This is a genomic window from Streptomyces sp. WAC 06738, from assembly GCF_003945505.1.
Lineage (GTDB): Bacteria > Actinomycetota > Actinomycetes > Streptomycetales > Streptomycetaceae > Streptomyces.
Genome location: NZ_CP029618.1, coordinates 3,026,349 through 3,044,497, shown reverse-complemented (window position 1 = coordinate 3,044,497; position 18,149 = coordinate 3,026,349). Strand labels below are relative to the sequence as shown.

At 70.3% G+C, this 18,149-nt stretch carries 27 protein-coding genes; 22 read left to right on the top strand and 5 right to left on the bottom strand.

Features of this window, described 5'->3' with window-relative positions:
* Positions 1 to 3: 3 nt before the first annotated feature.
* On the bottom strand, positions 4 to 465 hold the full coding sequence (locus DMB38_RS12875; RefSeq protein WP_125935303.1) for a hypothetical protein: 462 nt from the start codon (positions 463 to 465) through the stop codon (positions 4 to 6).
* A gap of 74 nt (positions 466 to 539) precedes the next feature.
* Positions 540 to 848: a hypothetical protein gene (locus tag DMB38_RS12870; protein ID WP_240662160.1), complete on the bottom strand. Its 309-nt coding sequence runs from the start codon at positions 846 to 848 to the stop codon at positions 540 to 542.
* Between the two features lie 164 nt (positions 849 to 1,012).
* Here DMB38_RS12870 and DMB38_RS36095 point away from each other — a divergent pair, with 164 nt between their 5' ends.
* The 10 genes from DMB38_RS36095 (at position 1,013) to DMB38_RS36810 (ending at position 6,415) form a co-directional block, all read left to right on the top strand.
* Positions 1,013 to 1,177, top strand: a complete 165-nt coding sequence (locus DMB38_RS36095; RefSeq protein ID WP_164715972.1) for a hypothetical protein — start codon at positions 1,013 to 1,015, stop codon at positions 1,175 to 1,177.
* 149 nt (positions 1,178 to 1,326) lie between these two features.
* Complete coding sequence (locus tag DMB38_RS36090) at positions 1,327 to 1,485, top strand: hypothetical protein (protein ID WP_164715971.1); 159 nt, start codon at positions 1,327 to 1,329, stop codon at positions 1,483 to 1,485.
* An 11-nt stretch (positions 1,486 to 1,496) separates the two neighbouring features.
* Positions 1,497 to 2,396: a protein transporter Sec31 gene (locus DMB38_RS12865; protein WP_125935302.1), complete on the top strand. Its 900-nt coding sequence runs from the start codon at positions 1,497 to 1,499 to the stop codon at positions 2,394 to 2,396.
* Positions 2,396 to 2,569: a hypothetical protein gene (locus DMB38_RS36085; RefSeq protein ID WP_164715970.1), complete on the top strand. Its 174-nt coding sequence runs from the start codon at positions 2,396 to 2,398 to the stop codon at positions 2,567 to 2,569. The genes DMB38_RS12865 and DMB38_RS36085 overlap by 1 nt, the downstream gene beginning before the upstream one ends.
* A gap of 7 nt (positions 2,570 to 2,576) precedes the next feature.
* Positions 2,577 to 2,990, top strand: coding sequence for a hypothetical protein (locus tag DMB38_RS12860; protein ID WP_125935301.1), 414 nt, complete (start codon positions 2,577 to 2,579; stop codon positions 2,988 to 2,990).
* Positions 2,987 to 3,499 carry a hypothetical protein gene (locus tag DMB38_RS12855; protein ID WP_125935300.1) on the top strand — a complete coding sequence of 171 codons (513 nt, stop codon included), beginning with the start codon at positions 2,987 to 2,989 and terminating at the stop codon, positions 3,497 to 3,499. The genes DMB38_RS12860 and DMB38_RS12855 overlap by 4 nt, the downstream gene beginning before the upstream one ends.
* Before the next feature lie 41 nt (positions 3,500 to 3,540).
* On the top strand, positions 3,541 to 4,092 hold the full coding sequence (locus DMB38_RS12850; RefSeq protein ID WP_125935299.1) for a hypothetical protein: 552 nt from the start codon (positions 3,541 to 3,543) through the stop codon (positions 4,090 to 4,092).
* 172 nt (positions 4,093 to 4,264) lie between these two features.
* Positions 4,265 to 4,426: a hypothetical protein gene (locus tag DMB38_RS36080; protein ID WP_164715969.1), complete on the top strand. Its 162-nt coding sequence runs from the start codon at positions 4,265 to 4,267 to the stop codon at positions 4,424 to 4,426.
* Positions 4,427 to 5,329: 903 nt separating this feature from the next.
* Positions 5,330 to 5,560, top strand: coding sequence for a hypothetical protein (locus DMB38_RS12845; RefSeq protein ID WP_125935298.1), 231 nt, complete (start codon positions 5,330 to 5,332; stop codon positions 5,558 to 5,560).
* 180 nt (positions 5,561 to 5,740) lie between these two features.
* A complete protein-coding gene (locus DMB38_RS36810) occupies positions 5,741 to 6,415 on the top strand; it encodes a hypothetical protein (protein ID WP_240662158.1) in 675 nt (224 codons plus the stop codon).
* Between the two features lie 98 nt (positions 6,416 to 6,513).
* Here the strand turns inward: DMB38_RS36810 and DMB38_RS12835 are convergent, their stop codons facing one another.
* Together DMB38_RS12835 and DMB38_RS12830 are read right to left on the bottom strand one after the other, a co-directional pair.
* Complete coding sequence (locus DMB38_RS12835; RefSeq protein WP_125935297.1) at positions 6,514 to 7,287, bottom strand: hypothetical protein; 774 nt, start codon at positions 7,285 to 7,287, stop codon at positions 6,514 to 6,516.
* 173 nt (positions 7,288 to 7,460) lie between these two features.
* The gene (locus DMB38_RS12830; RefSeq protein ID WP_125938989.1) at positions 7,461 to 7,781 is read right to left on the bottom strand and encodes a helix-turn-helix transcriptional regulator; all 321 of its coding nucleotides are present in this window, start codon (positions 7,779 to 7,781) and stop codon (positions 7,461 to 7,463) included.
* A gap of 459 nt (positions 7,782 to 8,240) precedes the next feature.
* Here DMB38_RS12830 and DMB38_RS12825 point away from each other — a divergent pair, with 459 nt between their 5' ends.
* The 7 genes from DMB38_RS12825 to DMB38_RS12795 all read left to right on the top strand — a co-directional run bounded on the left by DMB38_RS12825 (position 8,241) and on the right by DMB38_RS12795 (position 14,665).
* Entirely contained in the window at positions 8,241 to 8,492 is a 252-nt protein-coding gene (locus tag DMB38_RS12825; RefSeq protein ID WP_125935296.1) for a hypothetical protein, read from the top strand.
* A gap of 411 nt (positions 8,493 to 8,903) precedes the next feature.
* The gene (locus tag DMB38_RS12820) at positions 8,904 to 9,878 is read left to right on the top strand and encodes a pentapeptide repeat-containing protein (RefSeq protein WP_164715968.1); all 975 of its coding nucleotides are present in this window, start codon (positions 8,904 to 8,906) and stop codon (positions 9,876 to 9,878) included.
* A 50-nt stretch (positions 9,879 to 9,928) separates the two neighbouring features.
* Complete coding sequence (locus tag DMB38_RS12815; protein WP_125935294.1) at positions 9,929 to 10,471, top strand: helix-turn-helix domain-containing protein; 543 nt, start codon at positions 9,929 to 9,931, stop codon at positions 10,469 to 10,471.
* On the top strand, positions 10,461 to 11,747 hold the full coding sequence (locus DMB38_RS12810; protein WP_125935293.1) for a PBSX family phage terminase large subunit: 1,287 nt from the start codon (positions 10,461 to 10,463) through the stop codon (positions 11,745 to 11,747). Before DMB38_RS12815 ends, DMB38_RS12810 begins: the two co-directional genes overlap by 11 nt.
* 25 nt (positions 11,748 to 11,772) lie before the next feature.
* On the top strand, positions 11,773 to 11,982 hold the full coding sequence (locus tag DMB38_RS12805) for a hypothetical protein (RefSeq protein ID WP_125935292.1): 210 nt from the start codon (positions 11,773 to 11,775) through the stop codon (positions 11,980 to 11,982).
* Positions 11,969 to 13,522 (top strand): phage portal protein, encoded by a 1,554-nt coding sequence (locus DMB38_RS12800; RefSeq protein WP_125935291.1) that lies wholly within the window; start codon positions 11,969 to 11,971, stop codon positions 13,520 to 13,522. The genes DMB38_RS12805 and DMB38_RS12800 overlap by 14 nt, the downstream gene beginning before the upstream one ends.
* A 3-nt stretch (positions 13,523 to 13,525) precedes the next feature.
* Complete coding sequence (locus tag DMB38_RS12795; RefSeq protein ID WP_125935290.1) at positions 13,526 to 14,665, top strand: phage minor capsid protein; 1,140 nt, start codon at positions 13,526 to 13,528, stop codon at positions 14,663 to 14,665.
* On the opposite strand, the gene DMB38_RS12790 is transcribed toward DMB38_RS12795, so the two are convergent.
* Positions 14,662 to 14,859 carry a hypothetical protein gene (locus tag DMB38_RS12790; RefSeq protein ID WP_125935289.1) on the bottom strand — a complete coding sequence of 66 codons (198 nt, stop codon included), beginning with the start codon at positions 14,857 to 14,859 and terminating at the stop codon, positions 14,662 to 14,664. The two genes, DMB38_RS12795 and DMB38_RS12790, sit on opposite strands and share 4 nt — an antisense overlap.
* Here DMB38_RS12790 and DMB38_RS12785 point away from each other — a divergent pair.
* The 5 genes from DMB38_RS12785 to DMB38_RS12765 all read left to right on the top strand — a co-directional run bounded on the left by DMB38_RS12785 (position 14,852) and on the right by DMB38_RS12765 (position 18,133).
* On the top strand, positions 14,852 to 15,085 hold the full coding sequence (locus DMB38_RS12785; protein WP_125935288.1) for a hypothetical protein: 234 nt from the start codon (positions 14,852 to 14,854) through the stop codon (positions 15,083 to 15,085). The two genes, DMB38_RS12790 and DMB38_RS12785, sit on opposite strands and share 8 nt — an antisense overlap.
* Positions 15,086 to 15,209: 124 nt before the next feature.
* Positions 15,210 to 16,037, top strand: coding sequence for a hypothetical protein (locus tag DMB38_RS12780; protein ID WP_125935287.1), 828 nt, complete (start codon positions 15,210 to 15,212; stop codon positions 16,035 to 16,037).
* Positions 16,038 to 16,050: 13 nt separating this feature from the next.
* Positions 16,051 to 17,115, top strand: a complete 1,065-nt coding sequence (locus tag DMB38_RS12775; protein WP_125935286.1) for a major capsid protein — start codon at positions 16,051 to 16,053, stop codon at positions 17,113 to 17,115.
* Positions 17,112 to 17,579: a hypothetical protein gene (locus DMB38_RS12770; protein WP_125935285.1), complete on the top strand. Its 468-nt coding sequence runs from the start codon at positions 17,112 to 17,114 to the stop codon at positions 17,577 to 17,579. The genes DMB38_RS12775 and DMB38_RS12770 overlap by 4 nt, the downstream gene beginning before the upstream one ends.
* Positions 17,576 to 18,133 carry a hypothetical protein gene (locus DMB38_RS12765; protein WP_125935284.1) on the top strand — a complete coding sequence of 186 codons (558 nt, stop codon included), beginning with the start codon at positions 17,576 to 17,578 and terminating at the stop codon, positions 18,131 to 18,133. Before DMB38_RS12770 ends, DMB38_RS12765 begins: the two co-directional genes overlap by 4 nt.
* Positions 18,134 to 18,149: the final 16 nt, after the last annotated feature.

The window sequence follows — 18,149 nt, the reverse complement described above, 5'->3', positions numbered from 1 at the left end:
CGATTACGGGACGTCAAGCGCGACCGGTTCGTCCTGCCCGTCCCAACGCGCCCATACCTCCGTCGCCCTGTCGGTCTGCCAGGAACCCAGGAGGAGGAACTCGTGGCCCTGACCTGGCTCCAGGGTGACGTCGACCGGCAGCCGCCTCGCGAGACCGGCGGGACCTGCGTCAGTGATCGTCACGCCGGTGGCCCGCCCCGTGCCCCGGTTCCGCAGGACATATCTGTCGTCCTGCTCCGGACGCTCTACACGAAGATCGGGCTTCGGGCGCGCCGCTTCCGCTTCCGCGTCCCGGCGCTCCTGCGCCTCTCGACGCTGCTCGGCGAGAGCGGCCTCGTCCGCGGTAGCTGATCGCTCCGCGGCGTCCGCTGAGCGCTTCGCGTCTACCCGCGCCCGCCAACTGACGATCCCCGAGGCCACCGCGACGACCAGGGCGACCAGCGCGATTACGTCTGCCGTTTCCATGGCCGGAACGTAGCCCAGAGGCGCCGCGAGGCGGCATCGATCGTTCGCCTCATTGACACCCGAGGTGCGCGCGGCTACGCCTCGGCGGCCGGCGCTCCGTCGCTCTTCCGGGGCCGGTTCTTCCCCGACCCCGAGTAGCCGCGCTCGATGTCCTGCACCGTGCCGAGCGAGATACCAAGCATCGCGGCGATCTTCCGGTACGACACGGGCGGCGTCTGCGCGCGCAGATCGAGCACGAAGGCGCGGCGCATCTGCCGCCACTCCTTGCCCCGCTCCGTCTGGTGGGCGAGCACCTCGCTGATCGCCTTCGCGCGCTGCCCGGGATCGGGCATCGCCTCTACCGCGTTCATGGCGTCGATCACCCGCTGAGCCTCCTCGGTCACACCCGATCCCTTCTCCGGGCGGGCCGCTTGCCTCAAGTGTATGGGGTCCCATACGCTCAAGGAAGGCAGCCCACGCTGCCGTGCACAAAGCGCCCCCGGACCGCTGAGTTGGCGCTCCGGTCCGGGGGCGGACCCACCTACAAACGACAGAAAGAGGCAGGTCCGTGACGGATCGTACCGACCAGCCGCAGCCGAGCGGCACCCCCGCGGAGGGCTTGCAGCCCAACCGGATCATCAGCGAACCGGCCACGCCGGAGCGCTGCGCCGAGGACTACGAGCAGGGCGCCGCCGAGCGCCACAGCTCCGAGCAGCGCCACCCCGGCGCGTAGCCACCCCCTGTCCGGCCGGGCCCGCGCTCCCCCACCGCGGGCCCGGCCCCCCTCCTGGAGACCTCCATGCGCTTCGTCTACCTGCTCGGCATGTTCGCGCCGTTCATCGTCCTCGCCGTCGTCGTCCTCGCCCGCTGAGGGAGCCCACCATGAGCCGCCGCCACCGCCGGCCCGTGCTCGCCGTCCCACTCGCCCGCTGGGGCTTCACCGCCCTGGCCGTACTCGCGGTCCTCGTCGGCCAGCTCGAGGCCGCCGTCGTCGTCGGCGCCCTCGCCGCCGCGGCGTGGAACGTACGGGGGCGGCGATGAGGACCCGCACCGTGAGGCGCTCCCGTCTCGCCCCCCACACCATCGACGGCGAGACCGAACTCGTCCTCATCCACGAGGACATCGAGGTCCCCCGCCCGCCTCGGGACTGGGACCGCACCGTGCGCAGCGGCATCACCGTCGCCGCGGTCGCCCTCGTCGTCGTCTCCCTCGTCTGGTCCACCGCTTCCATCGGCGACCTTCTCGCCGCCGCCGTCGTTGCGCCTGCCGCGTACGGGGCCGCCGCCGCGTTCGACCTCGCGTGGGTCCTGTGCATGGCTGCCGAGTGGCTGTGCCGCTATGACCGCCGCCGCGGGCGCCTCCCGCGCTGGGCCGGCCATCTGGCGCTGCTCGTCGCGATGGGCGCGATCTACGCCCACGGCCACGCCCTCGGGCTGCCCGTCGTCGGCGTCGTCGGCGCGGTCGTCTCCGGTATCGCGAAGGGCGCGTGGACCGTCGTCATGATCGTGCAGGCGCGGCCCCTCGATGCCCGTACACAGCAGTGGTACGAGCAGCGGCGCGCCAAGCTCGACGGCCGCCTCGCGATGATCCCCCTTCAGCGGGAGCTGCAGCGCGGTGAGGCGCTCATCGAGGCGGAGGCCGCCGCGCTCAGCGCCAACAGCGAGAGCGGCGGCGCATCAACGGCGCATCATGATGCGCACCCTGACGCATCAGGCGCATCAGGGGATGCGGATGATGCGCCGGGCGATGCGGAGAACGTCGTGTCGATCCCGAGGGACGTCACGAAGACGGCCGCGATCATGGCCGCCGACTCGGCACTTGGCGGTGATGCGCCGCCCGCGAAGATCGCGCATCTCCTCGCGCAGCAGGGCCTCGCGGTCGACACGGCGTACGTCCGCACCGTGCAGTCCCGCGAAGCGCGGAAGACCGCGCGCGGGAGCGGAGGTACGTGATGCTCCTCGGCTTCATCGTCTGCCCCCTGATCGCGGCCCTCGCCGCCATGGCGCTCGTCGTCGCCGCGCCGCGCCACGACCCCGGCGCCTACCTCCTTCCCGCCGCTCGGATCGTCGCCGCCGTCACCCTCATCGTGGTGGCGATCGCCGCGGCGGCCCACGCCCTTTCGTGAGGCCCTCATGCCCAAGCCCAACACGCCGCCGCCCTCGGCGCCCGAGCCACCGTTCGCCCCGCCGGCAGCGTGGCCGCCCCCGCCCGCGGCCCCGGCCGCCGAGCCGAGCGGGCCCCGGTTCCAACTGCCCAGCCTGCGCCTCGGCTACAACGTCCTTTGCGCCGGTCTCGCCCTGTTCCCCCTGTTCGGCGGCTACTCCCTCTCCTCCGGCTGGGGCATGCTGCTCGCCGAGTGCCGCGCCGAGGCGGGAGTTCAGCCGGGATGGATCCTCGCCACCGCCGCGCTGCTCGTCGCCGGCGGCCTGGACCGCCGCCGCAGCGCCTGGTGGACGCGCACCGCAACCTGGGCCGCGGGGCTCGGCATCCTGCACATGGCCGAGTTGTTCGACGCCGTCACCCTGCTCACGGGGGTGACCCGGTGATCCCCGCATCGCTGACCGTCGGCGGCCTCGGCGTCGGCCTGGCCATCCTCGGCGTCAACCTCTGGAAGTGGTGGAAGAGCCCCGGGAGAGACCCCAAGGCGCTCCTGCCGTTCGCGGCCGGGCTGTCCCTCGGTGCCCTCGCCACCCTGTGCGCCGGCGGCCTCCTCGGCGTCCTCGCCGGATGGACCGCCGGCCTGAACAACAAGGCCGGCGAAGTCGCCGTCCCCGGCGCCACCGGCACCAGCTCCGGCGCGGTCGCGCGCGGCTCCATGGGCGCGCTCACCTCGGGGGGTGCGTTGCTGGTGTTCCTCTTGGCCGTCGCGTACGTCGTCGCCTGGCGCGCCGCGAACAAGGAGCTGAAGCGGAAGCTGCTCGGCGGCTGGTGGTCCGGGGCCACCCTCAGCCTGTCCGCCGGCGCCGCCGGGATCCTCGCCTCCACGCTGGTGCCGCTGGTCAACGACGCCGGCGGCGAGGTCCTCGCGTTCTTCGAGGGCGGCGGGTTCCTGTGAGTGCGCGCCGCCGCGCCGCGGACCGGCTGTGGTCAGGCTCCGTGGCGTTCGCTCGCGCGCGGGCCGCGGCGCTCGCCGGGTGGGTGCGCGCGGCCGACAGCCGCGGCGGCTCCGCGCTGCGCCTCGGGCTGCTCCTCGCCGTCGGCTGGCTGGCGTGGCGGCTGATCCACCGCGTCCCCGTGCTGCTGTGGGCGCTCGTGTCCGCGTGGGGCATAGCCGCCTGGCGCACCGCGCCCGCCACCGTGCCGTCGGCGCCTCAGGAGACCACCGCGGCGGCCCCCGCCGATGAAACGGACCAGGCAGCGGCCGAGGCCGCGTTCCGGCAGCTCCTCGCCGGCGCCGTCGGCGACCGCAACGGGGTCCACCTCAAGACCGTCGTCGCGCTGCTCCACGAGCACGGTCTGCTGACCGACTGGGGGGTGTCCGAAGTGCGCGCCCAGTGCGAGGCCCTGGGCATCCCCGTACGGCGCTCCCTGAAGATCAGCGGGCAGGTGCAGATGGGCGTCCACCGCGACGACCTCCCGGCCCCTCTCGCCGCCCCTTCCCCGTTCCCGCTGGACGAGCCGCCCGCGAGCACGTCTACCGCCGCGTGACCTGCACGTCTACCCCCGATCTACCCGCCCATCTACCCGCGGTCTACCCGCCCTGACACGCCCCCGCGGGGGAGGGCGGGGCCCGCGCCTCAAGCCCCGGGACGGCCGTCATCCGCCAAGACATCCGGCCGCCCCGGTCCCATCCCGACGACACGAGACAGGAGCCCACATCGTGGCACTGCGCCCCATGCCCACACGCCAGGACGCCCGCCCCGGCACCAGCGACAGTCGAGCCGGCACCGAGTACGACTCTGCCCGTGGCGGCTACTACCCCTCGGCGCCGGACAAGGGTGGCGATCAGCCGGACGAGGGTACGAGCAAGCCGGAGAGCTGAAGGCGGCTGCGCCCCTCGGCTGCCCTACGGAGAGGTGTTCGCCGTCGCGCTTCCGTGCGGTTTAACAACATCGCACTTGCATCATCGAACGGTGTAAGTGAAAGTGGGCGGCGGACTAGCAATCCATTCGACGAATATTCGTTCGATGGTGCAGTGTCTCGTCCCGACATACAGGTGACTCCTGCATGTTGCGAGGTGCTGGATGCCTCCTCGACGGCTGCCACCGCCGAGGAGGCTGAGGAAGCGTGCTGTCGCTACTCCTGGTCGGTGCCGCCGTCCTCACTGAGGACGGCGCGCACCCCTTGACGGGCTACTTCGCCGATTGCGGCGGCCACGGCCACCGCTCCCAACTGTTTCGCCCACCGCCGCCAACCCCTCGGCTGCTCGGCTGGAGCCTGCTCGTTCGCTTCCGGTGGTGGTGCTCCCATACCTGCCTCTCTGGATGCTCCTATCCCAGGTCCCCGGACGGGGCTGGATATCCGTGTCCCGTACGGGAGTTGGGACCAGAGGCCGTATCGGCTGCGCCACCGAGGGTCACCCTAAGGCTTACGCTCGCGGGTAGATAATCGTGTGAGGCATGCCACAGTGGAAGGGAGGGGCATTGAGGCTGAGCACCGTGCTACCTGCCTGTTGAAACGCTGCCGAGAGATCACGGATCTGCTCCCTCGCGAAGTTGATCAGCACGCAAACCCCAACGGGTCCCGCCGCCTCTGCCTCCGGGCCCGTGCGACCCTGGCGACTCGTCCTGATCGAAGGGCTGGACGGTAACGCCCTCTCGTGCGGTGCCGCATGGCCTTCCCCGCGCCCGGCGTCGCCAGCACCGTGTATGGACCGTTCGGCCCACCCTCTGCAACCACCCACGCCGCTACGCTCCCGGCGACGCCCACGCCTCCGGGGGGAACCATGCGCGTCCGCATCCTCACCACCACTCTCGCCGCTGCGTTCCTGCTCGCTGGTACCGGCTGCTCGGACGAGCCCAGCTACGAGGAGATCGCCGAGCGATGCGCGCAGGCCCTGGCGGATCGGGCACCCGGCGTGAAGGGCAAGCCAGCCGACTGCGAGGGACTGAGCGAGGAGGACTACGGGGCGCTCCTCGGATCGCAGATTCTGAAGGACGAGAGCTTGGCGCCGTAGCCCTCCATCTTCCGCGACCTGGTTCCGGGTAGCGAGACGTCCGACGCAGACCCGAACACCGCCTGGCCGACGCACGGCGCGCGCTCCCACGCGCCGACAACCTGGGCCGAATGGCCCATTCCGCCCGGGAGTTTCCCGACCTACAGTCCCGTCTCCACACGAACCAGGGGGGATCACCACATGACGCACCCGCCGCAGCCCGGAAGACCCGAACAGCCCGGCTACGGGTACCCACATCAGCCCACGCCGGCGTACGGACACCAGCCGTACCCGCCGCAGGGCTACGCCCCGCCGCCTCCGCCGAAGCGCGACAAGGGGAAGGTCATCGGCTTCGGCTGCCTCGGTGTCGTCGCCCTGATCGTCGTCATCAGCGTCATCTCCGCAGCCCTGAGCGGAGGAGGCACCGATGACGACAAGCCCGCCGCCGCCGACACCTCCACCACCGCGCCGGCCGCGCCCGAAAAGGCCGACAAGCCGAAGACGGAGAAGGCCGAAGCCCCCGCCGAGGACAAGCCCAAGGAGCAGCCGGAGGAGGACAAGCCCGAGCCGGAACCGAAGCCGGAGCCCGAGAGCAAGGCCAAGTTCAAGGTCTGGGGCGACGCCCCGGCCGGCATCTCCATCACCTACGGCTCCGACAACGACTCCCGCTCGGGCACGTGGTCAGGATCTTTCGAGACCACTCTGCCCCTCGATGACGACGCCTTGTACTTCCACGTATACGCGCAACTGCAGGGCGGAGGAGACATCTACTGCTCGGTCACTGTCGAGGGGGAGACGGACAAGGCGCACGCGAGCGGGGACTACAACATCTGCATCGCGCAGCTCAACTCCGACTTTCTCGGTGGCTGGAGCTGACCCACGCTCCCCGCGGGCCCCGCCGCGCCGCCGGCGCCGACGGGGCCCACGCACCAATCTCCGGCCCACAATAGGGCTGGTGCCCAGGGCCTCCCTAACTACGGCTGGTCGTCGTCGATGTCAGCCAACTCGATGCCACGCCGCTTTTTCAGCCAACTGGAGAGCCATACCAGTCCGGCTGCAAGACCGACGGGGGACTGCCAGTCGACGGCGATCACCTGCCCGAGCCCCGCAGTGTGGCTGAGATAGATGATGTGCGCACCTACCGCGAGCGCGATTAGGGTATTTGTGCGTTCCTGTGTGGACAGAACCCAGTCCACGGGCCGCCACCATGTGCCCGCAAACCCATGAAGACGGAGCTTGACGGCCGCCACCACTATGCCGAGAGCGTGGTGCAGCCGCTCACCTCTTCCCAGTACGGTGCCTTCCTCCGGCACGTCCACCAGGTCGGCGCGCCAGGCGTCCTGAAGACCAGCGGCCCGCGAGCCGCCGAGCAGAAGTGCCAGGGTTATGAGTCCGTCGGCGAGGGTTGCGTCGGGCCGGCCTCCGAGACGAGCGAGGATGCGCCTGTGGGGGAGACGACGTTGCATCTGATCCACGATGGCGGAGGCGGTGGCCACATCCGCCGCCGCGCGGGTTGCGAAGTTGGTGAGGGCCTCCAGTCGCCGAAACGCTCGCTCTGCCTCCGGCAACGACGCCTGCACCTCGGCCTCAGACTGGGCAGCCGTTAGACGAGCAGCGATGGAGAGGGCGGCTTCACCGCATCTGCGAGCGGCGAGGGCGGCGGCCTGGGCCTGCTGTCTCTTTGCCCGCTCCTCCTGAACAGCACCCAGGAATGCGATGGCCGGCTTCCTATAGACGATCGCCCACATCAGGGGGGCTGTAGAGAGCACAAGCCCAGCAACCCCGAACGCCGTGGCTCCTTCCTGGGCCAGAGCTCTCACTTGGAAGCAGTTAACACCGAGGCCGAGCGGGATAATGAGACGGCAGTTCCAGCGGAAAAACTGAACCGGTTCGATTCCCCTGAACCACCGTATACAGGCTCTCACTTCGCGCTACCTCCGGCGAGGCGCAGTATTCGTCGTTGACGAGCCTTCCGTGCTTCGAGTGCCGCGCGGGCGTTGGCACGCCCCGTGTTCGTCAATTCGTAGAAGAGTCGGGGCGGCCGACCGGGGTGTGGGGCGCTCTCATCGCGGGCCGTCACCCAGCCCCGTTCCTGCAGCCGGGCGAGGATGGGGTAGACGGTGCCCGAGCCCAAGTCGGCATCGCGGCAGATCCGCAGCCCCCATGGGGGATCGTCTGTCGAGGCGTCGAGCAGGACCTCGAGCACGCTGATAGTCGGCTTCGTCAGCCGGGGAGGTGACATGCCCATCAGTAGAGCATGTGTCGAGTACGAGATACAAGCCGCGCTGGACAGCTTCACTTCAGGGTCACCTGGGACCACGCTCAACGCGGTTACCACTCCGCTGGCCAGCGACCAACCATCGCGATGGCTGCGCACACGCCGGCGAGGAGACGGCCGGTACCGTGTATGGGCACGCCGCCGCGGCCGCCGCCCCCGCCGGGTGGCGGGCAGGGCCGAACGGTCTTCTAGCCGGAATCCGCTCACGGTGGCACCCTCGCCGACCCCTCCCGCCGTACGGCAGCTCGCCTTCATCCGCTTCCTCTGCGTCGGGTGAGTTGCCCACAGCCGACGGCCTTCCCTACATCCTCCGAAGCCGTTCTGACATTCCACGATGCGGTTGAGCCACACGGCCCATACCCGCAACCAACCGCGTGACGGACACTGCCCCCACCCCCACTCACTTCACCCCGGGGAGACAGTGTGCCCAGCTACAGCGACGTGCAGAAGGCCGTCCGAGTCGAGAAGTTCAAGATCTGGTTCGCCTGGTTTAGCGGCGGCTGGATCGTCCTCGGCACCGCCCTCGCCACCCAGAACGTCCACATCGTCAGCGTCATCACCCAGGCCCTGCTGGTCGTGTACGCCCTCCTCGCCACCGTCGCCGCCGTCACCATGACCAACCGCCTCAACCGCAAGGCCGACGCCGCACGCCGGGAAGTCCTCGGCGACTACTGACCAGAGGCATCGGCGCCTCGACGGCGAGCCGGAGTCCGTCGAGAACCGCGAGGACGGCTTACCCGTCGCGGTAGTTGCGCGCACAGCCGATCATGTCGCACACTGACCCCACGTCCGGTGTGCCCGGACCCAGCTCCTCCGCAGGTACCCCGAAGCCACGCACGGACCGGTAGCGTTCGTAAGCCTGTGGGCCACTCCTTCGGGTGAAAAGTGGTCGGCGATTCCCAGGTACCGCTTGGTGCGCTGTCAGATACCGGTATGCCCCCTCCAACGACCGGTCGCCCGCGGCTGCGTCGTCGCCGCACCACCCGGGGCGGTCGCCGAGGCGGGACCGGGGCCGCGTCCCGGTTCACGCGAAGTCGGCCCTCCCGTCGGCGCAGGCAGGGCCTGGATTGGGCCCGACGGATCGAATTGGGCTCGGTCCTCCTCGCGTCTCTCGCGGCCGTTGGCGGGCTGTGGTACTCCAACCTCCAAACGCGGCAAGCGAACGAGCAGGCTCGCCAGGAGCGACTGCTGATCAAGGAGGGACAGATCACTGACCGCTACACCGCGGCGGTGGAAAACCTCGGAGACGCCAACCGAGACGTACGACTGGGCGGCATCTATGCCCTGCAACGCATCATGCAGGACTCTCACCGCGACCAGCCCACCATTGCCAACGTGCTGGCCACCTACGTCCGCAGCCACGCCAGCAAGCGCCCTCCGATGGGTGAGGATGTCCCCGCGGACGTCGACGCTGCCCTCACCGTGCTCGCCACCCGCGAATCCGATTACGACGCAGCCTTCATGCTCGACCTGACCGGCGTCCAGCTTCCGCGGTTCAGTCTCGTCCTGACGCCACGAACTTACTTCAGCAAGCCTGGGGACCGTGAAACGGGGGAACCGGCAAGCGCTGCATTCAACGACGCGAACCTGTGCGGCGCGGTCCTGACCAGCGCCGACCTCACCGATGCCGACCTCAGCGGTTCGCACCTTTGTGAAACGAACCTGGGAGGCGCGCTGCTGACGGGCGCGGACCTCCGTGGCGCAGTCCTCGACGCGACAACCCTTCGCTCTGCCGACCTTGTCGAGGCCGACCTGGGATTGGCAACGATGCGTGGCGCCGACCTGCGTCACGCACGATTGGATGGGGCAAGACTCGACGACACGACCATGACCAACGTGGACTTGCGGCACGCCCACCTGGACGACGTGAATCTCCGTTACAGCAGCATGACGGACGTAGACCTGCGCGATGCAGACCTGGACGGGCTAGACCTGACCGGTGCCACGTTGCAGGACATCGATTTTCGAGGCGCAGACCTCACACAGGTGAAGCTGACTGCGAACCAACTTGATGGCGCCCGCATCGATGCGGATACAAAGCTGCCCCCTCATCTCTCCTAGACCCCGCGTCCGCGCGACGAGGGGGATCGGCATGCCTCGGGAGGCGACCTGTGAACCCTAAGCAGCGCCCGGTCACCGACGAGACCCGCGAGCAGGTCCGCCAACTCCACGCACAGAAGCTGTCCCGCAACGAGATCGCGCGCCGTCTGCAGCGCTCCGGCCGCACCATCTCGCTCATCGCGATGGACCTCGGCCTGAGCTTCGATCGGACCGCCACCGAGGAAGCCACCCGCGCGCGGCGGGCCGACCTCGAGGACAAGCGCGTCATCCTCGCCGAGGCCCTCACCGACGACGCGCTGCGCCTGTCCGCACAAGTGCACGAGGGCGGCGTGATCTACAACTTCGGCGGCCGGGACAATACGTACAACGAGAAGGTGGTCAACAGCCTCCCGGCCGGTGACAAGCGGGCGCTGATGGGTGCCGCGAGCATGGCGATCGACCGCTCCCTGCGCCTGGTTCCTACCGGCAGCGACGGCGGCGCCGAGGAGGCCCGCTCCATGGTCGGCCAGCTCATGACCGGTCTCGCCGAGGTCTACCGCCAGCAACGCGACCAGGAGCAGCCCGCAGACGAGGGGGACGGTGATGCTCCGTGACCTCGCCCTGCCGCTGTCCCGCAAGCAGATTACGAGCATCGTCGAGACGCAGGACGCCCCGATAGCGCTGTGGTCCGGCGCGGTCTCCTCCGGCAAGACGATCGCCTCGCTGATTGCCTTCCTGATCCGGCTGACCGTCGCCCCGGATCACGGGCTCGTCGTCATCGTCGGCCGCACCCTGCAGACCATCGAGCGCAACGTCCTCGACCCGCTGCAGTCGAGGCACCTATTCGGGCCGTTCGCCGCGCACGTCCACCACACCACCGGCTCGACGACCGCGACGATCCTTGGCCGCACCGTGCACCTCGTGGGTGCTGCCGACGCACGGGCGGAAGGCCGGATCCGCGGCGCGACGATCGCCCTGGCGTACGTCGACGAGGCGACGCTGCTGCCGCGCCCGTTCTGGATGATGCTCCTCTCCCGCCTCCGTGTCGGGAACGAGTCGCGGCTGCTCGCGACGACCAACCCCGACGGGCCGTTCCACTGGCTGAGGAAGGACTTCATCCTCAAGGCCGCCGAGGTCGGCCTCACTTCGTGGCATTTCACACTCGATGACAACCCGTCGCTCGCGCCGCAGTTCGTTGCCAGGCTGAAGAAGCAGTACGTCGGCCTGTGGTACCGACGCTTCATCCTCGGCGACTGGTGCCTCGCTTCCGGCGCCGTCTACGACATGTTCGACGAGGCCCGACACGTGGTCGACCCCCTGCCGGCCATGCGCCGCTGGATCGCGGTCGGCATCGACTACGGCACCGTGAACCCGTTCTCCGCCGTGCTACTCGGCCTCGGGGAAGACGACGGGCTGTACGCGGTCAGCGAGTACCGGTACAGCTCGGCGGAGGCCCTGCGGCAGATGACCGACGCGCAGTACAGCCACGGGCTGCGGCAGTGGCTCGCGAACGTGCGGCGGCCTGGAGAGAAGGCCACCGCGCGGGGCGTCACCCCGGAATGGATCTTCGTGGATCCGTCCGCCGCCTCGTTCATGAACCAGCTCTGGACGGAGCGGGTCCCAAACATCGCGCCGGCGGTCAACGACGTCCTCGACGGCATCCGCAGCGTCAGCGTCGCGCTCGGCTCGGGGCTGCTTCGCATCCACCGCTCGTGCACGGGACTGCTGGGCGAACTCCCCGGCTACGCCTGGGACGAAGCGGCGGCCGAGCGCGGGGAGGACAAGCCGCTCAAGCAAGACGACCACTCGGCGGACGCACTGCGCTACGCCGTGCACTCCACAGCGCATGAGTGGCGCGGCCTCACCGAGCAGCAGGAGGAAGCGGCATGACGTGCAGAGTGAAGGTCGGCCGGTGATGGCCAGCGCGGCGAGTCTGCCCGTGTTCATGCGCCTTGGCCTGTCCTGGGAGCCGGTTCAGATCGGATCGGTAGAGCTTCCGGTGAGCGGCGACGGGCGGATGACGTTCGAACGCGCCGCCGTGGCTGAGATGCTGCGCGCCGCAGCCGACGAGATCGAGCATCCCACCGAGGACGACGAGGGGGCCGCAGACGATGCCCCTGCCTGAGAAGGGCGCCGCGTGGCCGCCGATCGACCCCGCGATCCGCGCCGACCTTGAGGACTGGTCCGCCTGGTTCTCCGCGAACCCGGATCGTCTGTCGTACCGGTACCGCAACCGCACGGACGGCGGCAGGTTCGGCCACCCGCAGAACCGTCCGTCGCAGTACCGCGGCGGCATGGTCGGGAGGCTGGCCCGCTGGTTCTGGGGCGAGCCCACCCCGCTCGGTGAGAAGCGCGCCAAGCTGCACATGCCGCTCGCCGCGGACATCGCACGCACAAGCAGTGATCTGCTGTTCTCCGAGCCGCCGACGCTGAAGGCGGAGAACACGAAGACACAGGAGCGGCTCGAAGAGCTGATGGACCTCGGGCTGAAGCGCACGCTCATCGCCGGCGGTGAGGTATGCGCGGCGCTGGGCGGCGAGTATCTGCGCATCGTCTGGGACGACGAGGTGTCCGACCGGCCGTGGATCTCGCTGGTGCACGCGGACGGCGCGCACCCCACGTTCGCGCACGGCGACCGGCTGCGCGCGGTCACATTCTGGACTGTGCTGTCGATCGACGGTGAGAAGGTTGTGCGCCACGTCGAGCGGCACGAGCCCGGCGTGATCCTCCACGAGGTGTACGAAGGCACCCCCGACAACCTCGGCAAGCCCATCGGCATGGAAGCGTTCGAGCAGACGAAGGGGCTCGTGGCTGAGCAGGAACTGCCGATCGGGAAGCGGCTCGCCGCGGCGTACATCCCGAACTCGATGATTGCGCGGGACTGGCGGGACATCCCCGGCGCCGCTGGCCTCGGGGCCTCGGACTTCCAGGGCACGGAGGGGTTCCTCAGCGCGATCGACGAGACGTACACGAGCTGGATGCGCGACGTACGGCTCGCGCGGGCCCGGATCATCGTCCCGTCCGGGTACCTGACGAGCAACGGGCCGGGGCAGGGTGTGAGCTTCGAGGACCGCGAGGTCTTCGCGGAGATGAACATCCCGCCCACCGGCGACAAGGGCATCACCCTCAACCAGTTCGCCATCCGCCACGAGGAGCACCGGGCCACGATCGAGGAACTGGTCGGGAAGGTCGTCCGGACCGCCGGCTACTCCGGCGGCACCTTCGGCGACGACTCCGAGGGCCCGGCTGCGACCGCGACGGAGATCAAGGCCCGCAACGCCCGCTCCATGAGCACCCGGGCGAGGAAGGCGGAGCTGCAGGCCGTCGGCATCGCGGACATCACTGAGGCGCTGCTCCTGCTGGAAGCGAGCGACCTGTTCCCGGGTATCCAGGCCGTCGAGCCCGAGCGGCCCGACGTGCAGTTCCAGGACTCCGTCCAGGACGACATCAAGACCCTCGCCGAGACCGCCGACCTCCTCAACAGGGCCGAGTCCGCCTCGACGAAGGTACGGGTCGCGCTGCTGAACCCGGACATGGACGAGACGTGGCAGAAGCAGGAGGTCGCCCGGATCCTCAAGGAGTCCGGCCGGGCAACGGCGGACCCGTTCGAGACCGGTAACGAGAAGCCGCCCCCCGGGCTTGAGGGGGCGGGCGCGGAGGAGTAGCCGATGCCGGTCTCTCCCGAGGACGCCGCGGACCTTGCCGCCGCCGTACGGGCGCTCTATGACGACGCCGAGATCGCGCTTCTCGACCGGCTCCGACGCGCCCTCGCGGAAGGCATCGAGTCCCCGCTGTGGGCGGAGATCAAACTCCGCTCGATCGGAGACCTTCGCGCCGCTGTCGAGCGCATCGCCGCCGCGCTCCAGCAGGACGCGGACGGCGCCGTCGCCCGCGCTCTGACGGAGGCGTACGACCGGGGCCGGCAGGCGGCGGTCGCCGAACTCGGCGGCCTGGACGTCGGCCGGGAGCTTCAGGCGCGGCGGGTGCTTCCCGGGGCGCCGGCGGTGGACCGGCTCGCCGCCTCATGGGCATCGGACAGCCGCCCGCTGTACGCGCGGATCACCAGGGTGATCACCGATGTGTTCCGGGACGTGGTCACGCGCGTGGCCGCGGGGCCGCTCCTCGGTACTGAGACACGGCGGCAGGCGTCGCAGCGCGCACTCAACCGGCTGGCCGCCCGCGGGATCACCGGGTTCACGGACCGCGCCGATCGCTCGTGGGACATGGCGTCGTACGCGGAGATGGCCGTCCGTTCCGTCACCGCACGGGCCGGGGTGGAGGGCCACATCGACGCACTCGCGGAGATCGGTGTCGGCCTCGTCGTCGTCTCGGATGCCCCGCTGGAGTGCCCGCTGTGCCGCCCGTGGGAAGGCGAGATCCTGGCGCTGTCCGGACTGCCGGGGCCTCGTACAGTGCGCGAGCCGCACGCCGCCGACGCAGGTGGGCTGTACCGCCGGCGGCCGACCGTGCCCGTGCACGTCGTCGGCACGCTGGCTGAGGCCCGCGCCGCGGGGCTCTTCCATCCCAACTGCCGGCACAGCTTGAGCGCGTACCTGCCGGGCGTGACGCGCCGGCCCCAAGCGCCGCCGACGCCGGGCACGACGTACGAGGACGTCCAGCGGCAACGGGCGATCGAGCGGCACATCCGCCGGTGGAAGCGCCAGCATGCCGCCGCGCTGACCGACCCGGAGCGGCGCGCGGCTAGCGCGAAGGTCCGCTACTGGCAGGCGGAGATGCGCGCGCACGTGGCCGCGCACGAGCACCTGCGGCGCTCGCCGCGGAGAGAACAGACCCGCGCAGCGCGCTAACGGCCGCCCTGCTCACGTTCGAACTGCTGCAGCTCCTGGAGCGAGCACGACAGGCACCGCGGCTCATCGACCTTCTTCCAAGGGCTCGTTCCCCCGCCCCAGCCGAGGCTTCGCCGCTCGTATCGCTGGCACTTCGGCTCTTCGCAGCGCGGGCATTTCTCGGGAGTTTCCTCATCACGGCTCTCGATGCTCATCCCTCGAAGGTACTGGCCCCCGCCGACACACCTGGCCCGTCTCTTCGGCATCCAGGAGGACTTCATGGCCGCGCTCGGCACCGGTTCCCGCTTCCGCCAGCTCTCCGTGAAGCTCGCCGCCCGCGGCGCCCGCGACCCTGACGCGCTCGCCGCCTGGATCGGCCGCCGCAAGCACGGCAAGGCCCGGTTCCAGAAGCTCTCTGCCGCCGGCCGCGACAAGAGCTGACCCACAGCTTCGGCCCGCTGGGCGCGGGCCGGGACTCACGGGCGCGCCAGGCGCGCGCCCACCTGTTCACCGCGGCACGGCCGGGCGCCGGCCGCCCCCTTCGACGCGCACCAGGAGTGCACGCATGCCCAAGAACACCCTCCCGCGCCACGCCGGCAGGACCCGGCGCGCAGCGCTTTCCGCCACCTTCGCGCCCGGGTGGGCGCACCCCTACGGACACGGCCCTTTCAGCCCGGCCCTCTACGCGGATGGCGGGGACGAGGGCGGCGACGGCTCCGGATCCAGCGGCGGCGGTGACGCCGGCGGAGACGAAGACGGATCCGAGGGTGGCGACGGAGGCGGCGACGGCGGAGAGGACCGCGGCGGAAAGCCGAAGCCCACCCCGCGCCGTGCTGGCGGGGATGACGCCGACGCCACGATCAAGCGGCTGGAGAAGGACCTCGCCGACGCCCGCCGGGAGGCCGGGAAGAGCCGTACCGAGGCGAAGAAGCAGGCCGCCCAGGAGGCGGAGAGCGCCCTCGTGAAGAAGCTCGGCGTCGCTCTCGGCCTGGTCAAGGACGAGGACGAGGAGCCCGACCCGGCGAAGCTGCTGGAGCAGCTCAAGGAGTCGCAGGGCACCACCACGGCAGCCCAGGAGGACGCTGCGAGCGCCCGCATCGAGCTGACCGTCATCCGCACCGCCTACGGCATGGGTGTCGATGGCGACAAGCTCCTCGACTCCCGCAGGTTCTGCGACGAGGTCGACAACCTCGACCCGTCCGACCCGAAGGCGTTCAAGGCCGCGCTGAAGAAGGCCATCACCGACGCCGCGGAGAAGAACCCGGCGCTGCGCTACGGCGGGGGCAAGGCCGGCCGGTCCGGCGGCGACCTGTCCGGCGGCAGCGGCGAAGGCGGCGTGAAGCGCCGCAGCGGCTCGCTCGCGGGAGCGATCCGCGATCACTACCAGACCTGATCAGGAGAACCTCATGCCCGTGACGCTCGCTCAGGCGCAGCTCAACACGCAGGCGGACATCGATTACGCGGTGATCGACAACCTGCGCCGCAACTCGTGGCTGCTCAACAACATGGTGTGGGACGACACCGCGACGCCGGGCACCGGCGGCGGGGCGCTGACCTACGGCTACACCCGGCTTCTCACCCCCAGCGCCGCGGCGTTCCGCCGCTTCAACGAGGAGTACGCGCCGAACGAGGCGTCCCGTGAGCGCAAGACGGTCGATCTGCACCCGCTCGGCGGCGCGTTCAACATCGACCGCAAGCTGGCGCGCCTCGGCCCGGCGGCCACCAACGAGATCATGTTCCAGATGTCGCAGAAGCTGACGTCCGTGCGGACGCGGTTTCAGCAGGAGCTGATCCTCGGGGACCTCGCGGTCGACGACACCGGCTTCGACGGTCTCGACAAGGCGTTGGTGGGCCAGTCGACGGAGTATCTGCCGATCAACGAGGGCATCAGCTCCGGGTTCCTGGACTGGTCGCCGGCGACGGTGAACTCCGAGGACCTCGCGATGAGCGCCTTCGACGCCTTCGACGACTTCCTGTCTCGGATCATGGGCTCGCAGACCGGGTCCGGGGACAGCGGAGCCGACGGCAGCATCCCCGCGGGCACGAAGGCGATCCTCGGCAACACCAAGTCGATCAGCCGCATCAAGGCACTGGCGCGGAGGGCCGCGCAGTTCACCTCCGAGCGCAACAGCCTGGGCGTCCTCGTCGAGCGGTACGGGGACTTCGTCCTCGTCGATCTCGGCGACCGCGCCGACGGCTCCGCCCCGATCATCCCCATCCGCTCCGCCGACGTGGACGGCGGCGGCGCAGGCGGCGTCATCACGGGCCTGACCGACATCTACGCCGTGAGCATCGGTCTGGACGCCTTCCACGGCGCGAGCATGGCCGGCTCGCCGCTGGTCGAGACGTGGCTGCCGGACTTCACCCAGTCCGGAGCCGTCAAGACCGGTGAGGTCGAGATGGGGCCGATCGCCGCCGTGCTCCGCAACACCAAGGCGTGCGGCGTCCTGCGCAACGTGAAGGTGCGGTGACCGACGTGACGAAGTACCAGATCGAGGCGCCTGTACGGACCTTCACGGGCGAGTCCGTGGGCGTCCGCTTCGACAAGGGCACCGGCTACGTTGACGACTCCACGAAGGAGGGCCGAGCGGCCATCGAGTACTTCCGCCGCCACGGCTACGGCGTCGCCCCGGCCCCCGACAAGACCGAGGCCGAGCGCGTGCAGGAGCTGGTCACCGGCACCCCGACGCAGCGCGGCCCGCTCGAGGAAGGCGAGTTCGACCCGAGCGGCCACCAGGCCCCGGACGTTCTCGCCTACCTCCAGCGCGACGACGTCGACGAGACCGAGGCCCGCCGCGTCCTGGACGCCGAGGCCGCGAGCAAGGACCGCAAGACGGTCACCAAGGAGCGCGAGGCCATCCTCGCCACCAAGCAGTCCACCGATGACCCCGCCGCCGGCCAGGCCGACGACGACACGAAGGGAGCCGGGCTGTGACCCTCCTCGGCCAGTACCGCGGCAACCCCCGCGATGACCTCGGCTGGCTCAACACCGCCGGCCGCCCCAGCGTGTTCCACCGGGCGAACCTCCCGCGCGTCGGCCTCGACGACGTCGCCGCGCTCACCTCCGGCGTGATGACGTTGGCCGCGCTGTGGCTGAACGACGGCGACACGGTCACCAACCTGTCCGTGATCTCCGGCGCAACGGCCGCGGCCACCCCGACGAACTACTGGGCGGCGCTCTACAGCCCGACCGGCGCGCTCATGGCCCAGTCCGCGGACCAGACGAGCACCGCCTGGTCGGCGGACACCGTCAAGACGCTGGCCCTGGCCACCCCGCAGAAGGTCACCCGCAGCGGGGTCTACTACGTCGGCGTGATGGTCGCCGCGGGCACCGTGCCGACGCTGGTGGGGTCCTCCGGCGCGCGGCCGGTCCTGACCGGCGAGGGCAACCTGTCCCAGACCTCGGGCAGCTCGCTGACCGCGACGGCGCCGGCGACGATCGCGTCCCCGGCGTTCAAGCGGCAGGTGCCGCTCGTCATCGCGAGCTGAAAGGGGAGGTCGCACG

What these genes read in the sequence shown, in the direction of transcription:
- DMB38_RS12790 (WP_125935289.1), bottom strand. Translation starts at nt 14,859, where the DNA reads ATGAGCATCGAGAGCCGTGATGAGGAAACTCCCGAGAAATGCCCGCGC.
- DMB38_RS36085 (WP_164715970.1), top strand. Translation starts at nt 2,396, where the DNA reads ATGCTCCTCGGCTTCATCGTCTGCCCCCTGATCGCGGCCCTCGCCGCC.
- DMB38_RS12800 (WP_125935291.1), top strand. Translation starts at nt 11,969, where the DNA reads ATGCCCCTGCCTGAGAAGGGCGCCGCGTGGCCGCCGATCGACCCCGCG.
- DMB38_RS12860 (WP_125935301.1), top strand. Translation starts at nt 2,577, where the DNA reads ATGCCCAAGCCCAACACGCCGCCGCCCTCGGCGCCCGAGCCACCGTTC.
- DMB38_RS12785 (WP_125935288.1), top strand. Translation starts at nt 14,852, where the DNA reads ATGCTCATCCCTCGAAGGTACTGGCCCCCGCCGACACACCTGGCCCGT.
- DMB38_RS12875 (WP_125935303.1), bottom strand. Translation starts at nt 465, where the DNA reads ATGGAAACGGCAGACGTAATCGCGCTGGTCGCCCTGGTCGTCGCGGTG.
- DMB38_RS36810 (WP_240662158.1), top strand. Translation starts at nt 5,741, where the DNA reads ATGACGCACCCGCCGCAGCCCGGAAGACCCGAACAGCCCGGCTACGGG.
- DMB38_RS12810 (WP_125935293.1), top strand. Translation starts at nt 10,461, where the DNA reads ATGCTCCGTGACCTCGCCCTGCCGCTGTCCCGCAAGCAGATTACGAGC.
- DMB38_RS12775 (WP_125935286.1), top strand. Translation starts at nt 16,051, where the DNA reads ATGCCCGTGACGCTCGCTCAGGCGCAGCTCAACACGCAGGCGGACATC.
- DMB38_RS12835 (WP_125935297.1), bottom strand. Translation starts at nt 7,287, where the DNA reads ATGTGGGCGATCGTCTATAGGAAGCCGGCCATCGCATTCCTGGGTGCT.
- DMB38_RS12830 (WP_125938989.1), bottom strand. Translation starts at nt 7,781, where the DNA reads ATGTCACCTCCCCGGCTGACGAAGCCGACTATCAGCGTGCTCGAGGTC.
- DMB38_RS12845 (WP_125935298.1), top strand. Translation starts at nt 5,330, where the DNA reads ATGCGCGTCCGCATCCTCACCACCACTCTCGCCGCTGCGTTCCTGCTC.
- DMB38_RS12780 (WP_125935287.1), top strand. Translation starts at nt 15,210, where the DNA reads ATGCCCAAGAACACCCTCCCGCGCCACGCCGGCAGGACCCGGCGCGCA.
- DMB38_RS12795 (WP_125935290.1), top strand. Translation starts at nt 13,526, where the DNA reads ATGCCGGTCTCTCCCGAGGACGCCGCGGACCTTGCCGCCGCCGTACGG.
- DMB38_RS12805 (WP_125935292.1), top strand. Translation starts at nt 11,773, where the DNA reads ATGGCCAGCGCGGCGAGTCTGCCCGTGTTCATGCGCCTTGGCCTGTCC.
- DMB38_RS36090 (WP_164715971.1), top strand. Translation starts at nt 1,327, where the DNA reads ATGAGCCGCCGCCACCGCCGGCCCGTGCTCGCCGTCCCACTCGCCCGC.